Source organism: Variovorax sp. P2_H12 (genome assembly GCF_056403395.1).
This window is the reverse complement of sequence record NZ_JBFUFO010000029.1, coordinates 18,615-34,765: the sequence shown is the minus strand read 5'-3', so window position 1 is coordinate 34,765 and position 16,151 is coordinate 18,615. Positions and strand designations below refer to the sequence as shown.

Sequence of the window (16,151 nt, the reverse complement as noted above, 5' to 3'; positions counted from 1 at the left end):
CCTCTTGCATGCGCGATTCGAGTTGTCTAAACTGAGTTCAATTAAGAAAGTGAAAAGGAGACATTGCATGCAGGAACGCAATCCCTTGCTCGGCACGTGGCAGCTCGTCCGCTGGGAGATCAGCTACGGCGACGGCCGGCCCGCCACGCTGCCTTATGGCGAAGCGGCGGTGGGGCTGATCCTCTACAGCACCGACGGCTGGATGAACGCCTGCATCGCGCGGCCCGACCGGCCCAGGCTGTCGAGCGACAGCGTGCGAAGCGCCCCGGAGCGGGAGCGCCTGGCGGCCTTCGAGAGCTACTTCCAGTACGCCGGCCGCTACGAGATCCGGGGCGAGCCCGGCGCGCAGCAGGTGGTGCATTCGGTCACGCAGTCGCTGAATCCGAACTTCGTCGGCACGCAGCAGGTGCGGGACATGCACTTCGATGCCGAAGGACGGCTCACGCTGTCGGCCTCCGACACGGTGCCCGGTACGGCCGTGGCGCGCCATCACCGGCTGATGTGGAAGAGGGCCGCTGCATGAGCGACGCACGGGCGGCGCCGATGCTGTACGAGAAGCATCGGGCCACCTTCGAACGCGCGGTGCTGGCCTGCCGTCAGCGCCACTGCTGGAGCCCTTATCCCGAGATGCCTGGCCAATATCCGGACGCCGCCCGCGCGCAGGCCGCCGGCGTCGAGGCCTTCCGCAGGCAACTGGGTCAGCGTTTCGTGCTGGACCAGCCCGGCATCACAGCCGAAGTCGGCGAAGAGATCTCCCCCTACACCCAGCAGCCGCTTGGCATCCTCTATCCGCAGTCCGACATCGACCGCCTGTTCGACGCCGGCGAAGCCGCGATCCCGGCCTGGGCCGACGCCGCGATCGACACCCGCATCGGCGTCCTGATGGAGGCGCTCGACACGCTCTACCGCGAGCACCTGTTCGAGATCGCGCACGCGGTGATGCACACGGCCGGCCAGAGCTTCAACATGGCCTACGCCGGCTCGGGCGTCAACGCGCTCGACCGTGGCATCGAGGTGCTGGTGCACGCCCGCCAGGCGATGAAGGCGATCGCGCCGAGCGCGCGCTGGGAGCGCAACTTCGGCGCCGCGCGCATCGCGCTCGACAAGACCTATCGGCTGGTGCCGCGCGGCGTCGCGGTCTGCTTCAGTTGCGCCAGCTTCCCGACCTGGAACGCCTGGCCCTCGATGCTCGCCAGCCTGGCCACCGGCAATGCGGTGATCGTGAAGCCGCATCCGGCGACCGTGCTGCCGATGGCGATCACGGTGCGCGCCTTTCGCGGCGTGCTGGAGGCGGCGGGCTTCGATCCGAACCTGGTCACGCTGGCCCTCGATACGCAGGCCTCGCCGATCGGCAAGCAGCTGGTTCGGCATCCGCAGACCGCGATCGTCGATTTCACGGGCAGCGTCGCCTTCGGCCAGTGGGTGGAGCAGCATGCGCATCCGGCGCTGGTCTTCACCGAGACCGCCGGCTGCAACACGGTGGTGATCGAGTCGGTGGAGGATCTCGACGCCGTGCTGCGCAGCCTCGCCACCACGCTGTGCATGTTCGGCGCCCAGATGTGCACCAGCCCGCAGAACATCTACCTGCCGGCGCAGGGCGTGCGCACGCCGCAGGGTGTCGTGAGCCTCGACGAGGTCGCGCGCCGGTTGGCCGCTGCGGTCGCAGCCATCGCGGGCGAGCCGAAGAAGGCCGCGATGATCCTCGCCGCGCTGCAGTCGCCGCAGAGCATCGCCTTGCTCGATCGCCTGGAACGCGAGGGCGAGACCCGCGGCCGGGTGCTGCTGCGGCCGGCGTCTTACGTGCACCCCGAGTTTCCCGAGGCGCGCACGCGCACGCCGTTGATGCTCCAGGTCGGCAAGGGCGAGCGCGACCTCTACGGCGAAGAGCGCTTCGGCCCGGTGAGCTTCGTGATCGCCTGCGACGACGCGGCCGATGCACTGGCCCAGGCCACGCGTGACGTGCGCGAGTTCGGTGGGCTCACGGCCTTTGTCTATTCCACCGACGAGGCCTTCGTTGCCCGCGCCGAAGCGGCCTACGCGAGGGCCGGCGCGCAGCTCACGATCAACCTCACCGGGCCGATGCCGCTCAACTTCGCGGCCGCCTACAGCGACTACCACGTGACCGGCCTGAATCCGGCGGGCAACGCCAGCCTCACCGACCTGGCCTTCGTCGCCGGCCGCTTCCGCATCTCGCAATCGCGCCGGCCTTCGCGCAGCGCGCACCCCTCGAACTGAAGGAGAACGACATGGGACAGAACGACATACCCGTCCTCACGGGCGGCTTCGCGCCGATCGATGACGAAGTCACGCTCGAACTCACCGAAGTCGAGGGCGAGATCCCGCGCGACCTCACCGGCATGCACGTGCGCAACGGTCCCAACCGGCGCTTCGAGGCCCCGGGCCGCTACCACTGGTTCGACGGCGACGGCATGCTGCATGCCGTGCGTTTCGAGGGCGGCCGAGCGCACTACCAGAACCGCTGGGTCATGACCGACAGCCTGAACGAGGAACTCGCGGCCGGCTCGGCGCTGTGGCAGGGCATCAAGGACCCGCCGCGCAAGGACCGGCCCGACATGCCGGTGAAGAACACCTCGAACACCGACGTCAAGTTCTACGCCGGCCACCTGGTCTCGATGTGGTACCTGGGCGGCTCGGTCTACCAGTGCCGGCCGAACGACCTGTCGACCGTCGGCAAGCTGGAGTTCGATCCGCGCATGAAGGGCCTGCCGGTGTCGGCGCATTCGAAGGTGGACGAGCGCACCGGCGAGTTCCTGTTCTTCGCCTACGGCAAGGAGTCGCCCTACATGCACTACGGCGTGATGGACCGTCACGGCGCCTTGCAGACCTTCATGCCGGTGCAGCTGCCCGGCCCGCGCCTGCCGCACGACATGGCGATCACGCCCAACTACACGATCGTGCACGACCTGCCGCTCTTCTACGACATGGACGCCTTTGCGGCCGGCCGCCACAAGCTCAAGTTCCATCACACGCTGCCCTCGCGTTTCGGCGTCATTCCGCGCCATGGCACACCCGAGCAGATCCGCTGGTTCGAGGCCAGCCCGACCTACATGTACCACGTGTCGAACGCGTGGGAAGAAGCCGATGGCCACGGCGGCATCGAGATCGTGATGACCGGCACGCCCTTCCGCCTGCCGCGCGACTGGCGCGGCAACGTCGAGGTGGACCGCTTCCCCAAGATGCTCGCGAACCTGGAGCACGACTTCATGTTCTACGAATGGCGCTTCAACCTGCGCACCGGACAGACTCGCGAGCGGGTGCTCGACGACATCGTCAACCAGGAGTTCCCGGTCATCAACTCGTGGATGCAGGGCCACAAGACGCGCTACTCGTGGAACGTGCTGATGGGTCGCAGCAACCGCGCCGAGGATCCGCGCTTCTGCGGCTTCGTGCGCCAGGACCTCGAGCGCGGCATCAGCACCAGCTACCACGAGGGCGTGCACAAGTGGTTCAGCGAAGCGCCCTTCGCGCCGAAGGACCATTGGAAAGCCGAGGACGACGGCTACCTGGTGGGCTTCATGTGGGACGACGAGAAAAAGGCGTCCTTCGTCACCGTGTTCGACGCCAGCGACGTCGCGCAGGGCCCGGTGGCACGCATCCGCATTCCGCACCGGGTGCCCAACGGCTTCCATGCCACCTGGGTCAGCGGCGAGCGCCTCCAGCGCGGGTACTGAGAAACGGACGCCGCCATGATTCTCGTGCCGCAAGACAAGATCGACGACTACACCGCGCGTGGTTGGTGGGGCAGCATCACTTTGTGGGAGCTGTTCCGCAACAACCTGGCGGCACATCCGGATGACGAGGCGGTGGTCGATGCACCGAACCGCGCCGACTTCGCGCACGGCGCGCCGCGCCGGCTCACATGGTCGCAGCTCGGCGACGAGATCGACCGCTTCTGCCTCATGCTGGTGGCGGAGGGCATCCGCCGCGACGAAGTGATGGTGGTGCAGTTGCCCAACTGCATCGAGCAGTTCGTCGTCTACCTCGCCTGTGCGCGGCTGGGCATCATCGCGACGCCGGTGCCGACCCAGTACCGCGAGCACGAGCTGGCGCAGATCCTCGAGATCACGCAGGCCAGCGCGGCCTTGAGCTTCTCGCGCATCGGAAAGGCCGAGGGCGGGCATGCGGCCGCGCGCATGTTTGCCGGCCTGCGTGCCGCACACCCTTCGCTGCGCACGGTGCTCGCCTGGGGCGACGACGTGGACGAGGGCATGGTCGACGTCGCGGCGCATCTGCGCCTGCCGCCGGGCACCGGCGACCTGCAGCGCCTCGCGCAGGCCGAGCGCGAGGCTGCCGTCACGGCCAACGACGTGTTCACGATCTGCTGGACCTCGGGCACCGAGGCCAGCCCCAAGGGCGTGCCGCGCAGCCACAACGAGTGGCTGGTGATCGCGCCGTCGATCATCGAGGCCGGCGAGATCCGCGAGCGGGCGCGCCTGCTCAATCCGTTCCCGCTGGTCAACATGGCAGGCATCTCCACCGCCTTCGCCGCCTGGCTGGTGCTGGGCGGCACCGTGGTGCAGCACCAGCCTTTCGCGCTGCCGGTGTTCCTGCAGCAACTGCGCGACGAGCGCATCGACTACACGGTGGCGCCGCCGGCGATTCTCAACATGCTGCTGCAGAACGAGCAACTGCTCGAGGGCATCGACTTCGGGCGGCTGGCGCGCATCGGCTCGGGCTCGGCGCCGCTGTCGGACTGGATGGTGCGCGGCTTCGCCGAGAAGCGCGGGGTGCAGATCGTCAACTACTTCGGCTCCAACGAGGGCGCCGCGCTGTCCGGCAACCATGTCGACATCCCGGACCCGGGGCTGCGCGCCCAGTTCTTTCCGCGCGCCGGCGTGCCGGGCCATGCCTGGAGCATCTCGACCACGCGCAAGATCCGCACCCGGCTGGTGGACTGCGAGACCGGCGAGGACATCGAGGACGGCGGCCGCCCCGGCGAGATCCGCTTCGACGGCCCGACCATCTTCAGCGGCTACTGGAACGCGCCCGGGCTGAGCCGGCGCGCGTTCGACGAACAGGGTTTCTACAAGACCGGCGACCTGTTCGAGATCGCCGGAGATCGCCTGCAGTACTACCGCTATGTGGGCCGCTCCAAGGACCTGGTGATCCGCGGCGGCGTCAACATCTCGTCGGAGGAGATCGAGAGCCTGCTAATGGCCTGCCCCGGTGTGCGCGAGGCGGCGGTGGTCGGCGTGCCCGACGAGGTGCTCGGAGAAAAGCTCTGCGCCTGCGTCGTCTCGGCCGATGCCGCCGCGCCGGTCACGCTCGAGGCGATCAGCGCTTTCCTGCGCGAGCACAAGCGCGTGGCGGTCTACAAGCTGCCCGAGTACCTGCTGCCGCTGGCCGAGCTGCCGCGCAATCCGGTCGGCAAGATCCTCAAGCGCGAGCTGCGGCTGCGCGCGCGCGCACTCGCCGACGCGCCGGGAGTCGTTGCATGAAGCCGGTGCTCTTGCTGATCCCCGGCATGCTGAACACGGCCGCGGTCTGGCGCGAGGTGGTGCCGCTGCTGGCGCCGCGCTTCGATGTCCGCATCGCCGACGTACAGACCCAGTCCAGCATCGCCGAGATGGCGCGCGACGCCTGGGCCCGTGTGGCCGATGTGCCCCCCGGCGTGCCGGTGCGGGTCTGCGGCTTCTCGATGGGCGGCTACGTGGCGATCGAGATGATCGCGGGGCAGGGCCGGCGGGTCGACGGCCTGGTGCTGCTCGACACCTCGGGCCGGCCCGAGACGGCCGAGGGCGCGGCGCTGCGCGAGAAGACCATTGCCGCGATCGGCCGCGATTTCGACAAGGTCACGGCCGGTGTCGCGCAGTTCGCGACCGACGATGCGCGCCATGTCGACGAGCCCTGGATGGCCGCGCTGCGCACGCTGCTGCGCGAGGTCGGCCCCGAGGCGGCGATCCGCCAGAACCGCGCGATCGTCGGCCGCGCGGACCATCGCGAAGCGCTGGCCGCGCTGCGGATTCCGGTGCGCGTGGTGTGCGGCCGAAGCGACCGCATCACGCCGCCCGAGCTGTCGCAGGAACTGGCCGCGCTGATGCCGTCCGCGCGGCTCGAATGGATCGAGGGCGCGGGCCACATGACGCCGCTGGAAGCGCCGGCGCAGGTGGCGGCCGCGATCGGCTCGCTGCTAGACCCCTCTACAGGAGACAAGACATGAACCGACGCATCGCCTGTTTGCAGCTCGGCGGCCTGGCGCKCGCGMGCGCCGCACCGTGGGCCCGCGCACAGGACCCTGCTGCCTTCCCGGACAGGCCGCTGCGCATCGTGGTGCCCTTCGCGCCCGGCAACACCCTCGACACCGCGCTGCGCCAGGTGGCCGAGGAGTTCAAGAAGAACGCCGGCCAGCCGCTCCTGATCGACAACAAGCCCGGCGGCTCCGGCATCATCGCGGCGCAGACCGTGATGAGCGCGCCGCCCGACGGCTACACGCTGCTGCTGGCCAATACCAGCATGTTCACGGTCAACCCGCACACCTTCGCGCGGCTGCCCTACGACCCCGAGAAGAACTTCAGGCCGGTCAGCAACTTCCTGGGCGCCTCGATGGTGATGGCGGTCAACAACCAGGTGCCCGCCAACGACATCAAGGAATTCGTCGCCTGGACCAAGGCGCATCCGGGCAAGGTGTCGTTTGCTTCCTTCACGGCCGGCAACTCCTCGCATTTCGCCGGCGTTCTGCTGAACCAGCGTGCCGGCATCGACATGGTGCATGTGCCTTTCAACGGCACGCCGCCGGCGGTCACGAACCTGGTCGGCGGCCAGGTCGATGCGGCCTTCCTGCCGCTGCTGGCGGTCAAGCCGCAGGTGGACGCGGGCAAGGTCAAGGTGCTGGCCGTGACCAGTCCGCAGCGCTCGGCGCTGATGCCGCAGGTCGCGACCTTCCGCGAGCAGGGCTACCCCGATCTCGAGATCTACATCTGGGCGGCGATCGCGGCGCCGGCCGGCACGCCCGATGCGGTCATCGCCAGGCTCAACGGCGAGTTCGTGAAGATCCTCCGCTCGGCCGAACTCAAGGAGAAATGGAAGACCATGGATTTCGAGACCCTGCCTTCGACCCCGCAGGAATTCACCCGCTTCGCCCAGGCCGACTCGAAACGCTGGGCCGAAGCGGTGCGGATCTCGGGCTTCAAGGCCAGCGAATGAGGCACGGCGACATGACGACGAATTCGACCTCTGCCTTCCAGCTGCGGCTGCCGGTCATCGCGGCGCCGATGTTCCTGATCTCCGGGCCGGCACTGGTGCTGGCCGCCTGCCGCGCCGGCATCGTCGGCGCCTTCCCCACGCCCAACGCGCGGCCGATCGAGATGCTCGACGCCTGGATGCGCGAGATCACCGAAGGCCTGGCGCGGGCGCGCGACGCGCAGCCGGCCGCCACTATCGGCCCCTGGTGCGCGAACCTGGTCACGCATTCGTCGAACACGCGGCTGGCCGAAGATCTCGACCTGGTCGCTCGCTACAAGCCGCCGATCGTGGTCACGGCGCTCGGCAGCCCCAAGCCCGCGATCGAGGTGGTGCACCGCTATGGCGGCCGCGTGTTCGCGGACGTCATCAACCTGCAGCTCGCGAAAAAGGCGGTGGCGGCCGGCGCCGACGGGCTGGCCTGCGTGTCGGCCGGCGCGGGCGGCCATACCGGCTTCCTGTCGCCCTTCGCCTTCGTCAGCGCGGTGCGCGAGTTCTTCGACGGCTCGGTGGTCACCGGCGGCGGCATCAGCGACGGCTGGGGCGTGGCCGGCGCGATCGCCTCGGGTGCCGACTTGGTCTACATGGGCACGCGCTTCATCCCGGTGGCCGAGAGCCTGGCGCCGGACGCCTACAAGAAGATGCTGGTCGACAGCACGGTCGACGACCTGGTGGTGAGCGCGGGCGTCACCGGGACGCCCGCGAGCTGGCTGAAAGCGTCGCTGCGGGCCAACGGCCTCGATCCCGACAACATGCCGAGTGCGCCCCAGCGCCAGTACGACAGCGGCCAGCCGATGGCGGCCCGGCGCTGGAAGGATGTGTGGGCCGCCGGCCAGGGCGTCGGTGCGATCCGCGAGGTCGAGACCGTGACCGCGGTGGTCGACCGGCTCGAGCGCGAGTATGTGCAGGCCAGTGCACGATTCGCCGGCATGGCGCAGCCTGCTGTGCGCGCTGCCCCGAAGGATCCGCGACCCACGCCTGAGAGCTCGAATTCGGCGAGATGTGCGCAACCGTCGTAAGCTTCGTGGCTGAGCGCGGCGGCGCACGACCCACGAGCTGACAATCACCCGGTGCCACTGACTCCCGAAGAACTCGACCTGCGTCGCGACGCGCTGGCCACCAGCACCCTCGACCACGGCCTGCAACTGCTGGGCGACCGCTGGACCATGGCGGTCGTGCTCGGCGCCTTCCTCGGCGTGCGTCGCTTCGACGAATGGCAGAGCCGCCTGGGCATCCCGCGCCACACGCTGGCCCAGCGCCTGCGCGCGCTCACCGCGCTCGGCCTGCTGCGCCAGCGCCCCTACCAGCAGCGCCCGCTGCGGCATGGCTACCACCTCACGGCCAAGGGGCTCACGCTCTACCCGCATGTGCTCATGATGTGGTCGTGGGAGCGGCGCTGGGGGGCTCGTGCCTCAGACCTGCCCGAGCGCCTGGTCCACATAGGCTGCGGCCAGCCCTTCGTGCCCTGGCTGGCCTGCGGGGCTTGCGGCGACAAGGTCGGCATCGGCGACCTGAGCTTCACGCTGGAGGCTGTCGACGCGCTGCGCGAACACCCGCCCGCGCGCGGTCGCGCCCCCCGGCTCGCGCAGGCCGAAGGCCGAGAACCCGGCCTGGGCCTTCGGGTGGACCGCTGGGCCTTGTTGATCATCTCGGCCGTGCTGCTCGGCTGCCATCACTTCGACGAACTCAGTCATGTGCTGGGCATCGGCAGCAGCGTGCTCACGCGCCGGCTGGCGGGCATGGTCGACACGGGGCTGCTGCTGAGCCAGGCCGACCTGGCCGACGGCCGGCGAAGGATCTACCGGCTGACGCCCGCGAGCCGCGACCTGTTCGGCTACATCCTGTGCTTTTCGAGTTGGGCCAGCCGCCATCACTTCATCGAACCGAGCTCGATCCGGCCGACGCACCGGGCCTGCGGACATGCGTTCGCGCCGCAAGTGGTGTGCAGCCACTGCCAGCAGCCCTTGCTGGCGCGCGAGGTGCGGGCGGAAGGCCCTGCGGCGCATCAGGTCAAGACGCGGCCACGACCCGCCACGCCACCACCCGGCGCTGAAACCCCTTGAGCTCCAGTTCACCCGCCCCCTCGATCGACCATTCGGCGGTCTTCGGTGCGACGTCCTGCAAGGCCGCCTGAACGCGCTGCGAGATCAGGATTTCGCCACCGGCCGCTTCGCCGCACAGGCGCGCGGCCAGGTTGGTGACCGTGCCGATGGCCCCGTAGTCGATGCGCCCGTCGAAGCCGATGCCGCCGAGCGTCGCGAAGCCCTGCGCGATGCCGATGCCCATGTGCAGGTCATAGCCGCGGCGGCGCCATTGGCCGCTGAGGGCCGCCATCTCGCGCTGCATCTGGACCGCCATGCGCAACGCGCGCGCCGGCGCATCGGCCACGGGCTGCGGGTCGTTGAAGAAGATCATCATGCCATCGCCCGAGAAGCGCTCCAGCGTGCCCTCGTGGGCAAGCACCAGCTGCCCCATCGCGGCATGGTATTGCGCCAGCACGGCCATCACTTCCTCGGGCTCGGCCGTTTCGGTGAACGCGGTAAAGCCGCGCAGGTCGAGAAAGACGACGGTGATCTCGCGCCGATGGCTCCTGAGCGGGTCGTCGGCGCCGCCGGCAAGAATCGCCTCGGCCAGCTGCGGCGAGAAGAAGCGCTTGAGCTGCCCCACGCGTTCCAGCTGCCGCACGCTTTCCGCCACGCGTTGTTCCAGCGTGGCGTTCCAGGCCTGCAGCAAGGCCTTTTGCTGCTGGACTTCGTCGTACAGCGTCTTGACCCGCAACAGGGAGCGCACGCGCGCCATCAGCTCCGCCTGGTTGATGGGCTTGCCCAGGAAGTCGTCGGCGCCGGCCTCCAGGCCCTTCACGCGCTCCTGCTCCGGATCGAGTGCGGTCACCAGCACGATCGGCAGCACCGCGCAGGCAGGATCGGCGCGGAGGGCGCGGCACACGTCGTAGCCGTTCATGCCCGGCATCATCACGTCCAGCAGCACCAGGTCGGGCGGGTCGGCCGCGATGCATGCCAGGGCCTCCTCGCCGGACGCCGCAGTGCTGGTCCGGTAGCCGCGTGCCGTCAGGACGTCCGCGAGCAGCCGGACGTTCTTGGCGACGTCGTCGACGACCAGGATATGCGGACTCATTTCCAGCGCCCCCCGCACGGCAGCCGAAGCGCGGCGGCCAGCATTGTTTCGACGATCAGGACCCTGTTCATCCGATGGCCTCCAGGCTCTGCAGCGGCAGCTGGAAGGTGAAAGTCGAGCCTTCGCCGGGGCGGCTGTCGACGCGCAACGTGCCACCGTGCAGCTCCACGAAGCGCTTGGACAGCGACAGCCCCAGCCCGGTGCCCTCGGCCTTGCGCAGATAGTCGCCGCCGGCCTGTCGGAACTCGTCGAACACCAGCGAGTGGTCTTCGGGCGCGATGCCCACGCCGGTGTCGGTCACGCTCACCTCGACCATGGCCGGGCCGGCTGCCGTCTCGATGCGGCGGGCGTCCAGGCGCACGCGGCCGCCGGCCGGCGTGAACTTCACCGCATTGGACAGCAGATTCACCACCACCTGCTTGACCTTTCGTGCGTCCGCCACCCATTCCGTCAGCCCTTCGCCCACCTCCAGCGACATCGACAGGCCGTTGCGCTGCGCGCGCTCGCGCACCAGGGTCAGGGCGTTGTCCAGCAGCAGGCCGAGATCGAAGCAGCTCAGGTCCAGCTCCATGCGTCCGGCTTCGATCTTCGACAAGTCCAGCACGTCGTTGATCAGCGTCAGCAGGTGCTGGCCGGACGAGTGGATGTCCCGCAGGTATTCCATCTGCTTGGCATTGACGTCGCCGAACATCTGCTCGGTCAGCGCCTCGGAAAAGCCGATGATGGCGTTCAGGGGCGTGCGCAGTTCGTGCGACATGTTGGCCAGGAACTCCGACTTGTGGCGGTTCGCCACTTCGAGCTGGCGGCTCTTGTCCTCGATCTCCTGGAACAGGCGCGCATTCTGGATCGCGATCACCGCCTGGTCGGCGAAGGTCTCGACGAGGCGGACTTCGGCCTCCGAGAAGCGCCGCACCTCCCTGCGAACCACGGCGATGATGCCGAGCGATGCGCCTTCGCGAACCATGGGAACGCCCAGTACGGTGCGGAATCCGTGGCGCGTCTGGGGGTCGCGCGAATCGGGGTAGTCGGAGTCGATCAGGCGGGCGACATCCTCGACGTGGACGGTCCGGCGCTCCAGGAAGGCGCGTCCCACCACCGATCCGCGCGTCAGCGGCAGGACTTCATCACGGCCCGATTCGGCGCCGTCGCTGGCGCCCTGGTAGCCGGTCATGGCGCGCAGGTGATCGTCCTCCGGCAGCCAGACCCGGCATCCGTGCGCCCGGCACAGCACCGCGGAACGCTCGGCGACGGCCGACAGGACGGGCTGGAGCTCGGTCGGCGAACGGCTGATGACCCTGAGAATCTCCGCTGTCGCGGTCTGGTACTCGAGCGACGCCGTCAGTTCGGCGGTGCGCTGCTCGACCTTGCGCTCCAGCTCGCCGTACGACTCGCGAAGCTGCGCCGACATTCGGTTGAACTGCTGGGCCAGGCCTTCGAGCTCGTCGCCCGTGTCGACCACGATCTCCGGGTTCAGATCGCCCCGGCCGATGCGCCGCGCACCGCGGGCGAGGGTGCGGATCGGCCGCACCATGCTGCGCGCGAGGACCGATGCCGCCAGCGCCGAGATCGCCAGGCCCGCGAGCAGCAGCACGGCGGCGCGCAGGATCGACGCGTTCAGCTTGGCATACACCTCCGCGATCGGCTGTTCGACGAACACTTTCCAGCCCAGCGCATCGATCGGCGCCATCGAGGTCAGCACGGAGGCCCCCTGGAGGTTGCGCGACACCATCGCCTGCGGCTTCCCCGACGGGCCGTCGGCCGCCGCGGCAGCCTGGACATGCGGCAACGATGCCAGGCTGGTCTTGCGCAGCACCAGCCCGATGTCGGGGTCTGCCACGAGCAGGCCGTTGCCGTCGATCGCATAGGCCTTGCCCGCGTGGCCGATCTCGATGCGCGACACGACATCCCAGATGAACTTGAGATTCAGCTCGGCCACCGTGACCGGCCCCTTCGCGCCGCCGGACCGGATCGCCACCGTCATGTAGGGCTCGGTGTCCCGGTTGAAATACACCGGCCCGAACCACGCCGCATCGGGCTCGGCGTCGCGGAACGGCGTCTCCGACGACCGATCCCTGCCGGAGCCCACGACGTCCATGCCCAGCCGCGATACCGCGATCTGTTCGCGACCCGCACGGTCGAGCTGCGCGATGTCGGTCACTTCCGGCGCCAGGCGCAGCAGCCGCCAGAATTCCGCGCGCCGCGACTCCAGGTCCGAGGCGTCGAGCTGGGCCAGGGACGCGTAGGCCAGCTGCTGGGACACCTGCTGGACGTACTGCTCGATCCGGGAGGCCGCGCCGACGGCCTTTTCATGCTGCAAGCTGGCCAGGGCCGCCTTGTTCTCCTGATAGGAGAAATAGAGGCTGATCGCGCTGGACGCCAGCAGCACCGTCGTCACCAGCGAGAGGATCAGCAGCAGGTATTTGCGAAACAGGCGCCCGCGGTGGACATCTCGCGTGGCCTGTGACGACACCGCGAGGCGTCGGCCATCGGCCGGCGGTGCGAGCTCGCCCGTCGGTGAAACAGGGGACGAATCCGGGGGCATCATGGCCTGCCCATTGGACATCGCCGCCCACCCGATGGGAAGACCGGGCGCGTAGGCCGATCGGCCGACCCGGACCCCACGCACGAGGCACAGGCGGCGGGCCGGAAGCGGCGCAAAATCGCCTTCTGCAGACGCTGGCAACAAGGAGATGTCCGATGCGCAGCAAGATCCTGTGGCTTCTTCTTTGCACCGTGCTGGCGGTTGCCGGTTCCCTGGCCCGGGCCCAGCAGCCGAAGAAGGTCGCGCGCGTGGGTTATCTGGCGGCCGTTTCGGCCAGCGCCGACGCGCCGCGCCTGGAAGCGTTTCGGCAAGGGCTGCGGGATCTCGGCTATGTCGAAGGGCAGAACATCCTGATCGACTACCGCCACGAGAGCCAGGATCTGCGGCGGCTCCCCAGCCTGGCGGCCGAGCTGATCCGCCTGGACATCGACGTGCTGGTCACGGTGACGACCAACGCGGCGCAGGCCGCCAGGAAGACGACCACGACGGTGCCCATCGTCTTCATGGGCGTCACGGATCCGATCGCCACCGGGCTGGCCGAGAGCCTTGCGCGGCCCGGCGGAAACAGCACGGGCATCACCAACGTGGCGGCCATCCTCACCGGCAAGCGGCTGGAGCTTCTCAAGGAAATCAACCCCAGGATCGCCCGTGTGGCGGTGCTGTGGGACCCCCAGGCGCCCGGCTCCGTCCCGCAGTGGGAGGCCAGCCGGCTGCCGGCCGAGAAACTCGGCCTGGAGCTCTATTCGATGGAGGCCGGCAGCGCCGACCGCTATGCGGCAGCGTTCAAGGAAGCCGTCCAGGCGCGCAGCAACGCCGTGTGGGTCACGCTGAACCCGGTGGCCAATTCAAACCAGAAGCTGATCGCGGAGCTGGCCATCGAAAATGGGTTGCCATCGATCTGCGCGCGGGGCGACTATGCGGAAAACGGCTGCCTGATGGCCTACGGACCCGGCTACGGCACCGAGGGCAAGGACGGCGCCCGCTACGTCGACCGGATCCTGAAAGGCGCCAAGCCCGCGGACCTTCCGATCGAGCAGCCGACGAAGTTCGAATTGCTGATCAACCTGAAGACGGCGAAGCGGCTCGGGTTCGCGGTCCCTCAGTCGGTTCTGAACCGGGCGGACAAGGTGATCCAGTGATTGTTCGACGCGCGAGCGGTCAGTTCTCCCCAGGCGTCGCGCTGCTCAGCTGCAAGACCGCCATCGCGTTGCTCGCCGTGGTCGCCAGCGTATTGATCGTGCGCGTGCGCAGTGCGCCGAGCATCGCCGTGACCTTGCTCGATTCGGCCACGATCGCGATCACGTCGGGGATGCGTTCCAGGTCGTTGCGATTGAGCCCCACGACCCGCCCCTGTATCGGCGTCATCGCCGGCCGGCCGTGGATGTCGATGAAGTCGTAGCCCATCATGTCGCCGACCGTCCCGGTGCGCTTGGCGTCGCTGATCTCGCGGGCCGAGAACCAGCCCATGCGGACCATGTTGCTGTCCTCGCTCACGTCGCCGACGCCGATCACGGCAATGTCGGCGCGCCGCGCGCGGTCGAGCGTGTGGCGGACGGTGTCGTTCTCGAGCAAGGCTTGTCGCACGGCGGGGTCCCCGACCAGCGCGGGCGCGTAGAGCGATTCGGATTCGCCGCCGAAACGCGCCGCCAACCGCCGCGCGATGTGGTCGGCGTTCATCGTCTCGCCACCCCGGTAGCTGCCGCCGATGGCGCTCACGAAGACGCAACTGCGGCGCGTCGCCGAGATCGCGTGTTCGCTGACCGCGCTGACGTTGCGCCCCATGCCGACCGCGACCACGCTGTCGTCGACCAGGATGCGGTCGAGGTAACCTGCCACGACGCCCGCCAGCAGCGCGCGCTGGCTTTCGGGTTCCTTGTGGTCCACGGAGATCAGCGCGCGCTGGATGCCGAAGCGCTCGACCAACTGCTTTTCCAGGTCGGACGTGAGCGCTGCATGCGGACGCACGCGGATCTCGACGATGCCGGTCTTCTGCGCCTTGCGCAGCAGGCGGCCGATGGTGGCGCGCGAGATCGCGAAGCGTTTCGAAAGCTCTTCCTGGGTCTGCCCATCGATGTAATACAGCGTGGCGAGCTGAGCCAGGTCGTTTTCCGTCATGCAGCGGTTATATCAGCGCGCCACCCGCCCGGCGCCGGCAGGCTCAAGGTGCCGGCTTCAGCAGCACCTTGATGGAGTCCGTCGAATCCGCGAGCTTGATCGCCGCATCCCACTCGGACAAGGCAAAGGTGTGGGTCACGATGCCCGCGGACTTGACGAGGCCGCGGGCGAGCAGGTCGATCGCAACGGGATAGCAGTCGCCGCTCAGGTGGGCGCCCCGAAGGTCGAGCTCCTTCTCCTCGCCGATGATCGACCAGTCGACCGTGGTGTCGCGCCCGAAGACACTGAACTCGACGAAGCGACCGAGCTTGCGGATCATGTTCAAGCCCTGCGTGACACCGGCCGGCGCACCCGTCGATTCGATGTAGACGTCGCAGCCGTAGCTGTCCGTCAACGAGCGAACGATGGCCTCGGCATCCTCTTGGCCCGGGTTGATCACCACGTCGGCGCCGAAGCCCCGCGCCAATTCGAGGCGCTGGTCGATCATGTCGATCACGATCAGCTTCTTCGGTGTCTTGAGGCGCGCGACCTGGACCATCAGCAGGCCGAGCGTCCCGGCGCCGGCGATGACGACCACGTCGTCCAGTTGGATGTCGGCCCGGTTGACCGCGTGGATCGCGCAGGACAAGGGCTCGGTCATGGAGGCATCCTCGAACGAGATGTGCCCGGGGATCTTGTGAATCACGGCGCGTGCCGACAAGCGCATGTAGTCCGCCATGCCGCCGTCCGCCACTTGCCGCTGGAAGCCGTAGACGTCGTGCACCTCGCACATCCAGCGGAAGCCCGTCTTGCAGTAGCGGCATCGGGTGCAGGGAACGATCTGTTCGGCGATCACCCGGTCGCCGAGCCTGACGCCGTGGAACGCCTCGGCGCCTGCGCCGATCTCGACCACGTGGCCCCAGAATTCATGGCCGGGTATCACGGGCGGCTTGACGTAGGCCGGCTTGTTCCTTGATGGGTCGCCCCAGAAGCGGGCCGCCCCCGAGTGGCATTTGCAGTCGCTGGCGCAGATGCCGCAGGCGGCGATCTTGATCACTACCTCGTTGGCGCCGGCCGCCGGTCGCTTGACCCGCTCGAGACGATAGTCCCGGGGCGCATGGCAGACGACCGCCAGCATGTCCGCGTCGTGAAAGTTCATTGTCTCGTTCTCCCTGGAGTG

13 protein-coding genes are annotated in these 16,151 nt (G+C 68.6%); 9 read left to right on the top strand and 4 right to left on the bottom strand.

The window, feature by feature from the left end; all coding sequences use genetic code 11:
• Nucleotides 1–67 precede the first annotated feature (67 nt).
• Genes AC1DYK_RS22055 through AC1DYK_RS22020 form a run of 8 tightly spaced genes read left to right on the top strand, consistent with a single transcriptional unit; the run spans nucleotide 68 to nucleotide 9,263 of the window.
• Complete coding sequence (locus AC1DYK_RS22055) at nucleotides 68–523, top strand: lipocalin-like domain-containing protein (protein ID WP_478168263.1); 456 nt, start codon at nucleotides 68–70, stop codon at nucleotides 521–523.
• Nucleotides 520–2,235 (top strand): phenylacetic acid degradation protein PaaN, encoded by a 1,716-nt coding sequence (paaN, locus tag AC1DYK_RS22050; protein ID WP_478168262.1) that lies wholly within the window; start codon nucleotides 520–522, stop codon nucleotides 2,233–2,235. Before AC1DYK_RS22055 ends, paaN begins: the two co-directional genes overlap by 4 nt.
• Nucleotides 2,236–2,246: 11 nt before the next feature.
• Nucleotides 2,247–3,692 (top strand): carotenoid oxygenase family protein, encoded by a 1,446-nt coding sequence (locus tag AC1DYK_RS22045; RefSeq protein WP_478168261.1) that lies wholly within the window; start codon nucleotides 2,247–2,249, stop codon nucleotides 3,690–3,692.
• A 15-nt stretch (nucleotides 3,693–3,707) separates the two neighbouring features.
• Complete coding sequence (locus tag AC1DYK_RS22040) at nucleotides 3,708–5,459, top strand: class I adenylate-forming enzyme family protein (protein ID WP_478168260.1); 1,752 nt, start codon at nucleotides 3,708–3,710, stop codon at nucleotides 5,457–5,459.
• Nucleotides 5,456–6,181: an alpha/beta fold hydrolase gene (locus tag AC1DYK_RS22035; RefSeq protein ID WP_478168259.1), complete on the top strand. Its 726-nt coding sequence runs from the start codon at nucleotides 5,456–5,458 to the stop codon at nucleotides 6,179–6,181. The genes AC1DYK_RS22040 and AC1DYK_RS22035 overlap by 4 nt, the downstream gene beginning before the upstream one ends.
• On the top strand, nucleotides 6,178–7,164 hold the full coding sequence (locus AC1DYK_RS22030; RefSeq protein WP_478168258.1) for a Bug family tripartite tricarboxylate transporter substrate binding protein: 987 nt from the start codon (nucleotides 6,178–6,180) through the stop codon (nucleotides 7,162–7,164). Before AC1DYK_RS22035 ends, AC1DYK_RS22030 begins: the two co-directional genes overlap by 4 nt.
• Before the next feature lie 11 nt (nucleotides 7,165–7,175).
• Complete coding sequence (locus AC1DYK_RS22025) at nucleotides 7,176–8,219, top strand: NAD(P)H-dependent flavin oxidoreductase (protein ID WP_478168257.1); 1,044 nt, start codon at nucleotides 7,176–7,178, stop codon at nucleotides 8,217–8,219.
• A 51-nt stretch (nucleotides 8,220–8,270) separates the two neighbouring features.
• A complete protein-coding gene (locus AC1DYK_RS22020) occupies nucleotides 8,271–9,263 on the top strand; it encodes a winged helix-turn-helix transcriptional regulator (protein ID WP_478168256.1) in 993 nt (330 codons plus the stop codon).
• Here the strand turns inward: AC1DYK_RS22020 and AC1DYK_RS22015 are convergent.
• Together AC1DYK_RS22015 and AC1DYK_RS22010 are read right to left on the bottom strand one after the other, a co-directional pair.
• Nucleotides 9,211–10,335, bottom strand: a complete 1,125-nt coding sequence (locus tag AC1DYK_RS22015; RefSeq protein ID WP_478168255.1) for an adenylate/guanylate cyclase domain-containing protein — start codon at nucleotides 10,333–10,335, stop codon at nucleotides 9,211–9,213. The genes AC1DYK_RS22020 and AC1DYK_RS22015 overlap by 53 nt on opposite strands.
• Before the next feature lie 67 nt (nucleotides 10,336–10,402).
• Nucleotides 10,403–12,880 (bottom strand): sensor histidine kinase, encoded by a 2,478-nt coding sequence (locus AC1DYK_RS22010; RefSeq protein WP_478168254.1) that lies wholly within the window; start codon nucleotides 12,878–12,880, stop codon nucleotides 10,403–10,405.
• Nucleotides 12,881–13,032: 152 nt separating this feature from the next.
• On the opposite strand from AC1DYK_RS22010, the gene AC1DYK_RS22005 reads away from it, so the two are divergent.
• On the top strand, nucleotides 13,033–14,016 hold the full coding sequence (locus tag AC1DYK_RS22005) for an ABC transporter substrate-binding protein (RefSeq protein WP_478168253.1): 984 nt from the start codon (nucleotides 13,033–13,035) through the stop codon (nucleotides 14,014–14,016).
• 19 nt (nucleotides 14,017–14,035) lie between these two features.
• On the opposite strand, the gene AC1DYK_RS22000 is transcribed toward AC1DYK_RS22005, so the two are convergent.
• Together AC1DYK_RS22000 and AC1DYK_RS21995 are read right to left on the bottom strand one after the other, a co-directional pair.
• Nucleotides 14,036–14,992, bottom strand: a complete 957-nt coding sequence (locus tag AC1DYK_RS22000; protein WP_478168252.1) for a sugar-binding transcriptional regulator — start codon at nucleotides 14,990–14,992, stop codon at nucleotides 14,036–14,038.
• 43 nt (nucleotides 14,993–15,035) lie between these two features.
• Nucleotides 15,036–16,130: an alcohol dehydrogenase catalytic domain-containing protein gene (locus AC1DYK_RS21995; RefSeq protein WP_478168251.1), complete on the bottom strand. Its 1,095-nt coding sequence runs from the start codon at nucleotides 16,128–16,130 to the stop codon at nucleotides 15,036–15,038.
• Nucleotides 16,131–16,151: the final 21 nt, after the last annotated feature.

What these genes read in the sequence shown, in the direction of transcription:
- AC1DYK_RS22040 (WP_478168260.1), top strand. Translation starts at nt 3,708, where the DNA reads ATGATTCTCGTGCCGCAAGACAAGATCGACGACTACACCGCGCGTGGT.
- AC1DYK_RS22000 (WP_478168252.1), bottom strand. Translation starts at nt 14,992, where the DNA reads ATGACGGAAAACGACCTGGCTCAGCTCGCCACGCTGTATTACATCGAT.
- AC1DYK_RS22005 (WP_478168253.1), top strand. Translation starts at nt 13,033, where the DNA reads ATGCGCAGCAAGATCCTGTGGCTTCTTCTTTGCACCGTGCTGGCGGTT.
- AC1DYK_RS22055 (WP_478168263.1), top strand. Translation starts at nt 68, where the DNA reads ATGCAGGAACGCAATCCCTTGCTCGGCACGTGGCAGCTCGTCCGCTGG.
- AC1DYK_RS22015 (WP_478168255.1), bottom strand. Translation starts at nt 10,335, where the DNA reads ATGAGTCCGCATATCCTGGTCGTCGACGACGTCGCCAAGAACGTCCGG.
- AC1DYK_RS21995 (WP_478168251.1), bottom strand. Translation starts at nt 16,130, where the DNA reads ATGAACTTTCACGACGCGGACATGCTGGCGGTCGTCTGCCATGCGCCC.
- paaN (WP_478168262.1), top strand. Translation starts at nt 520, where the DNA reads ATGAGCGACGCACGGGCGGCGCCGATGCTGTACGAGAAGCATCGGGCC.
- AC1DYK_RS22025 (WP_478168257.1), top strand. Translation starts at nt 7,176, where the DNA reads ATGACGACGAATTCGACCTCTGCCTTCCAGCTGCGGCTGCCGGTCATC.
- AC1DYK_RS22035 (WP_478168259.1), top strand. Translation starts at nt 5,456, where the DNA reads ATGAAGCCGGTGCTCTTGCTGATCCCCGGCATGCTGAACACGGCCGCG.
- AC1DYK_RS22010 (WP_478168254.1), bottom strand. Translation starts at nt 12,880, where the DNA reads ATGATGCCCCCGGATTCGTCCCCTGTTTCACCGACGGGCGAGCTCGCA.
- AC1DYK_RS22045 (WP_478168261.1), top strand. Translation starts at nt 2,247, where the DNA reads ATGGGACAGAACGACATACCCGTCCTCACGGGCGGCTTCGCGCCGATC.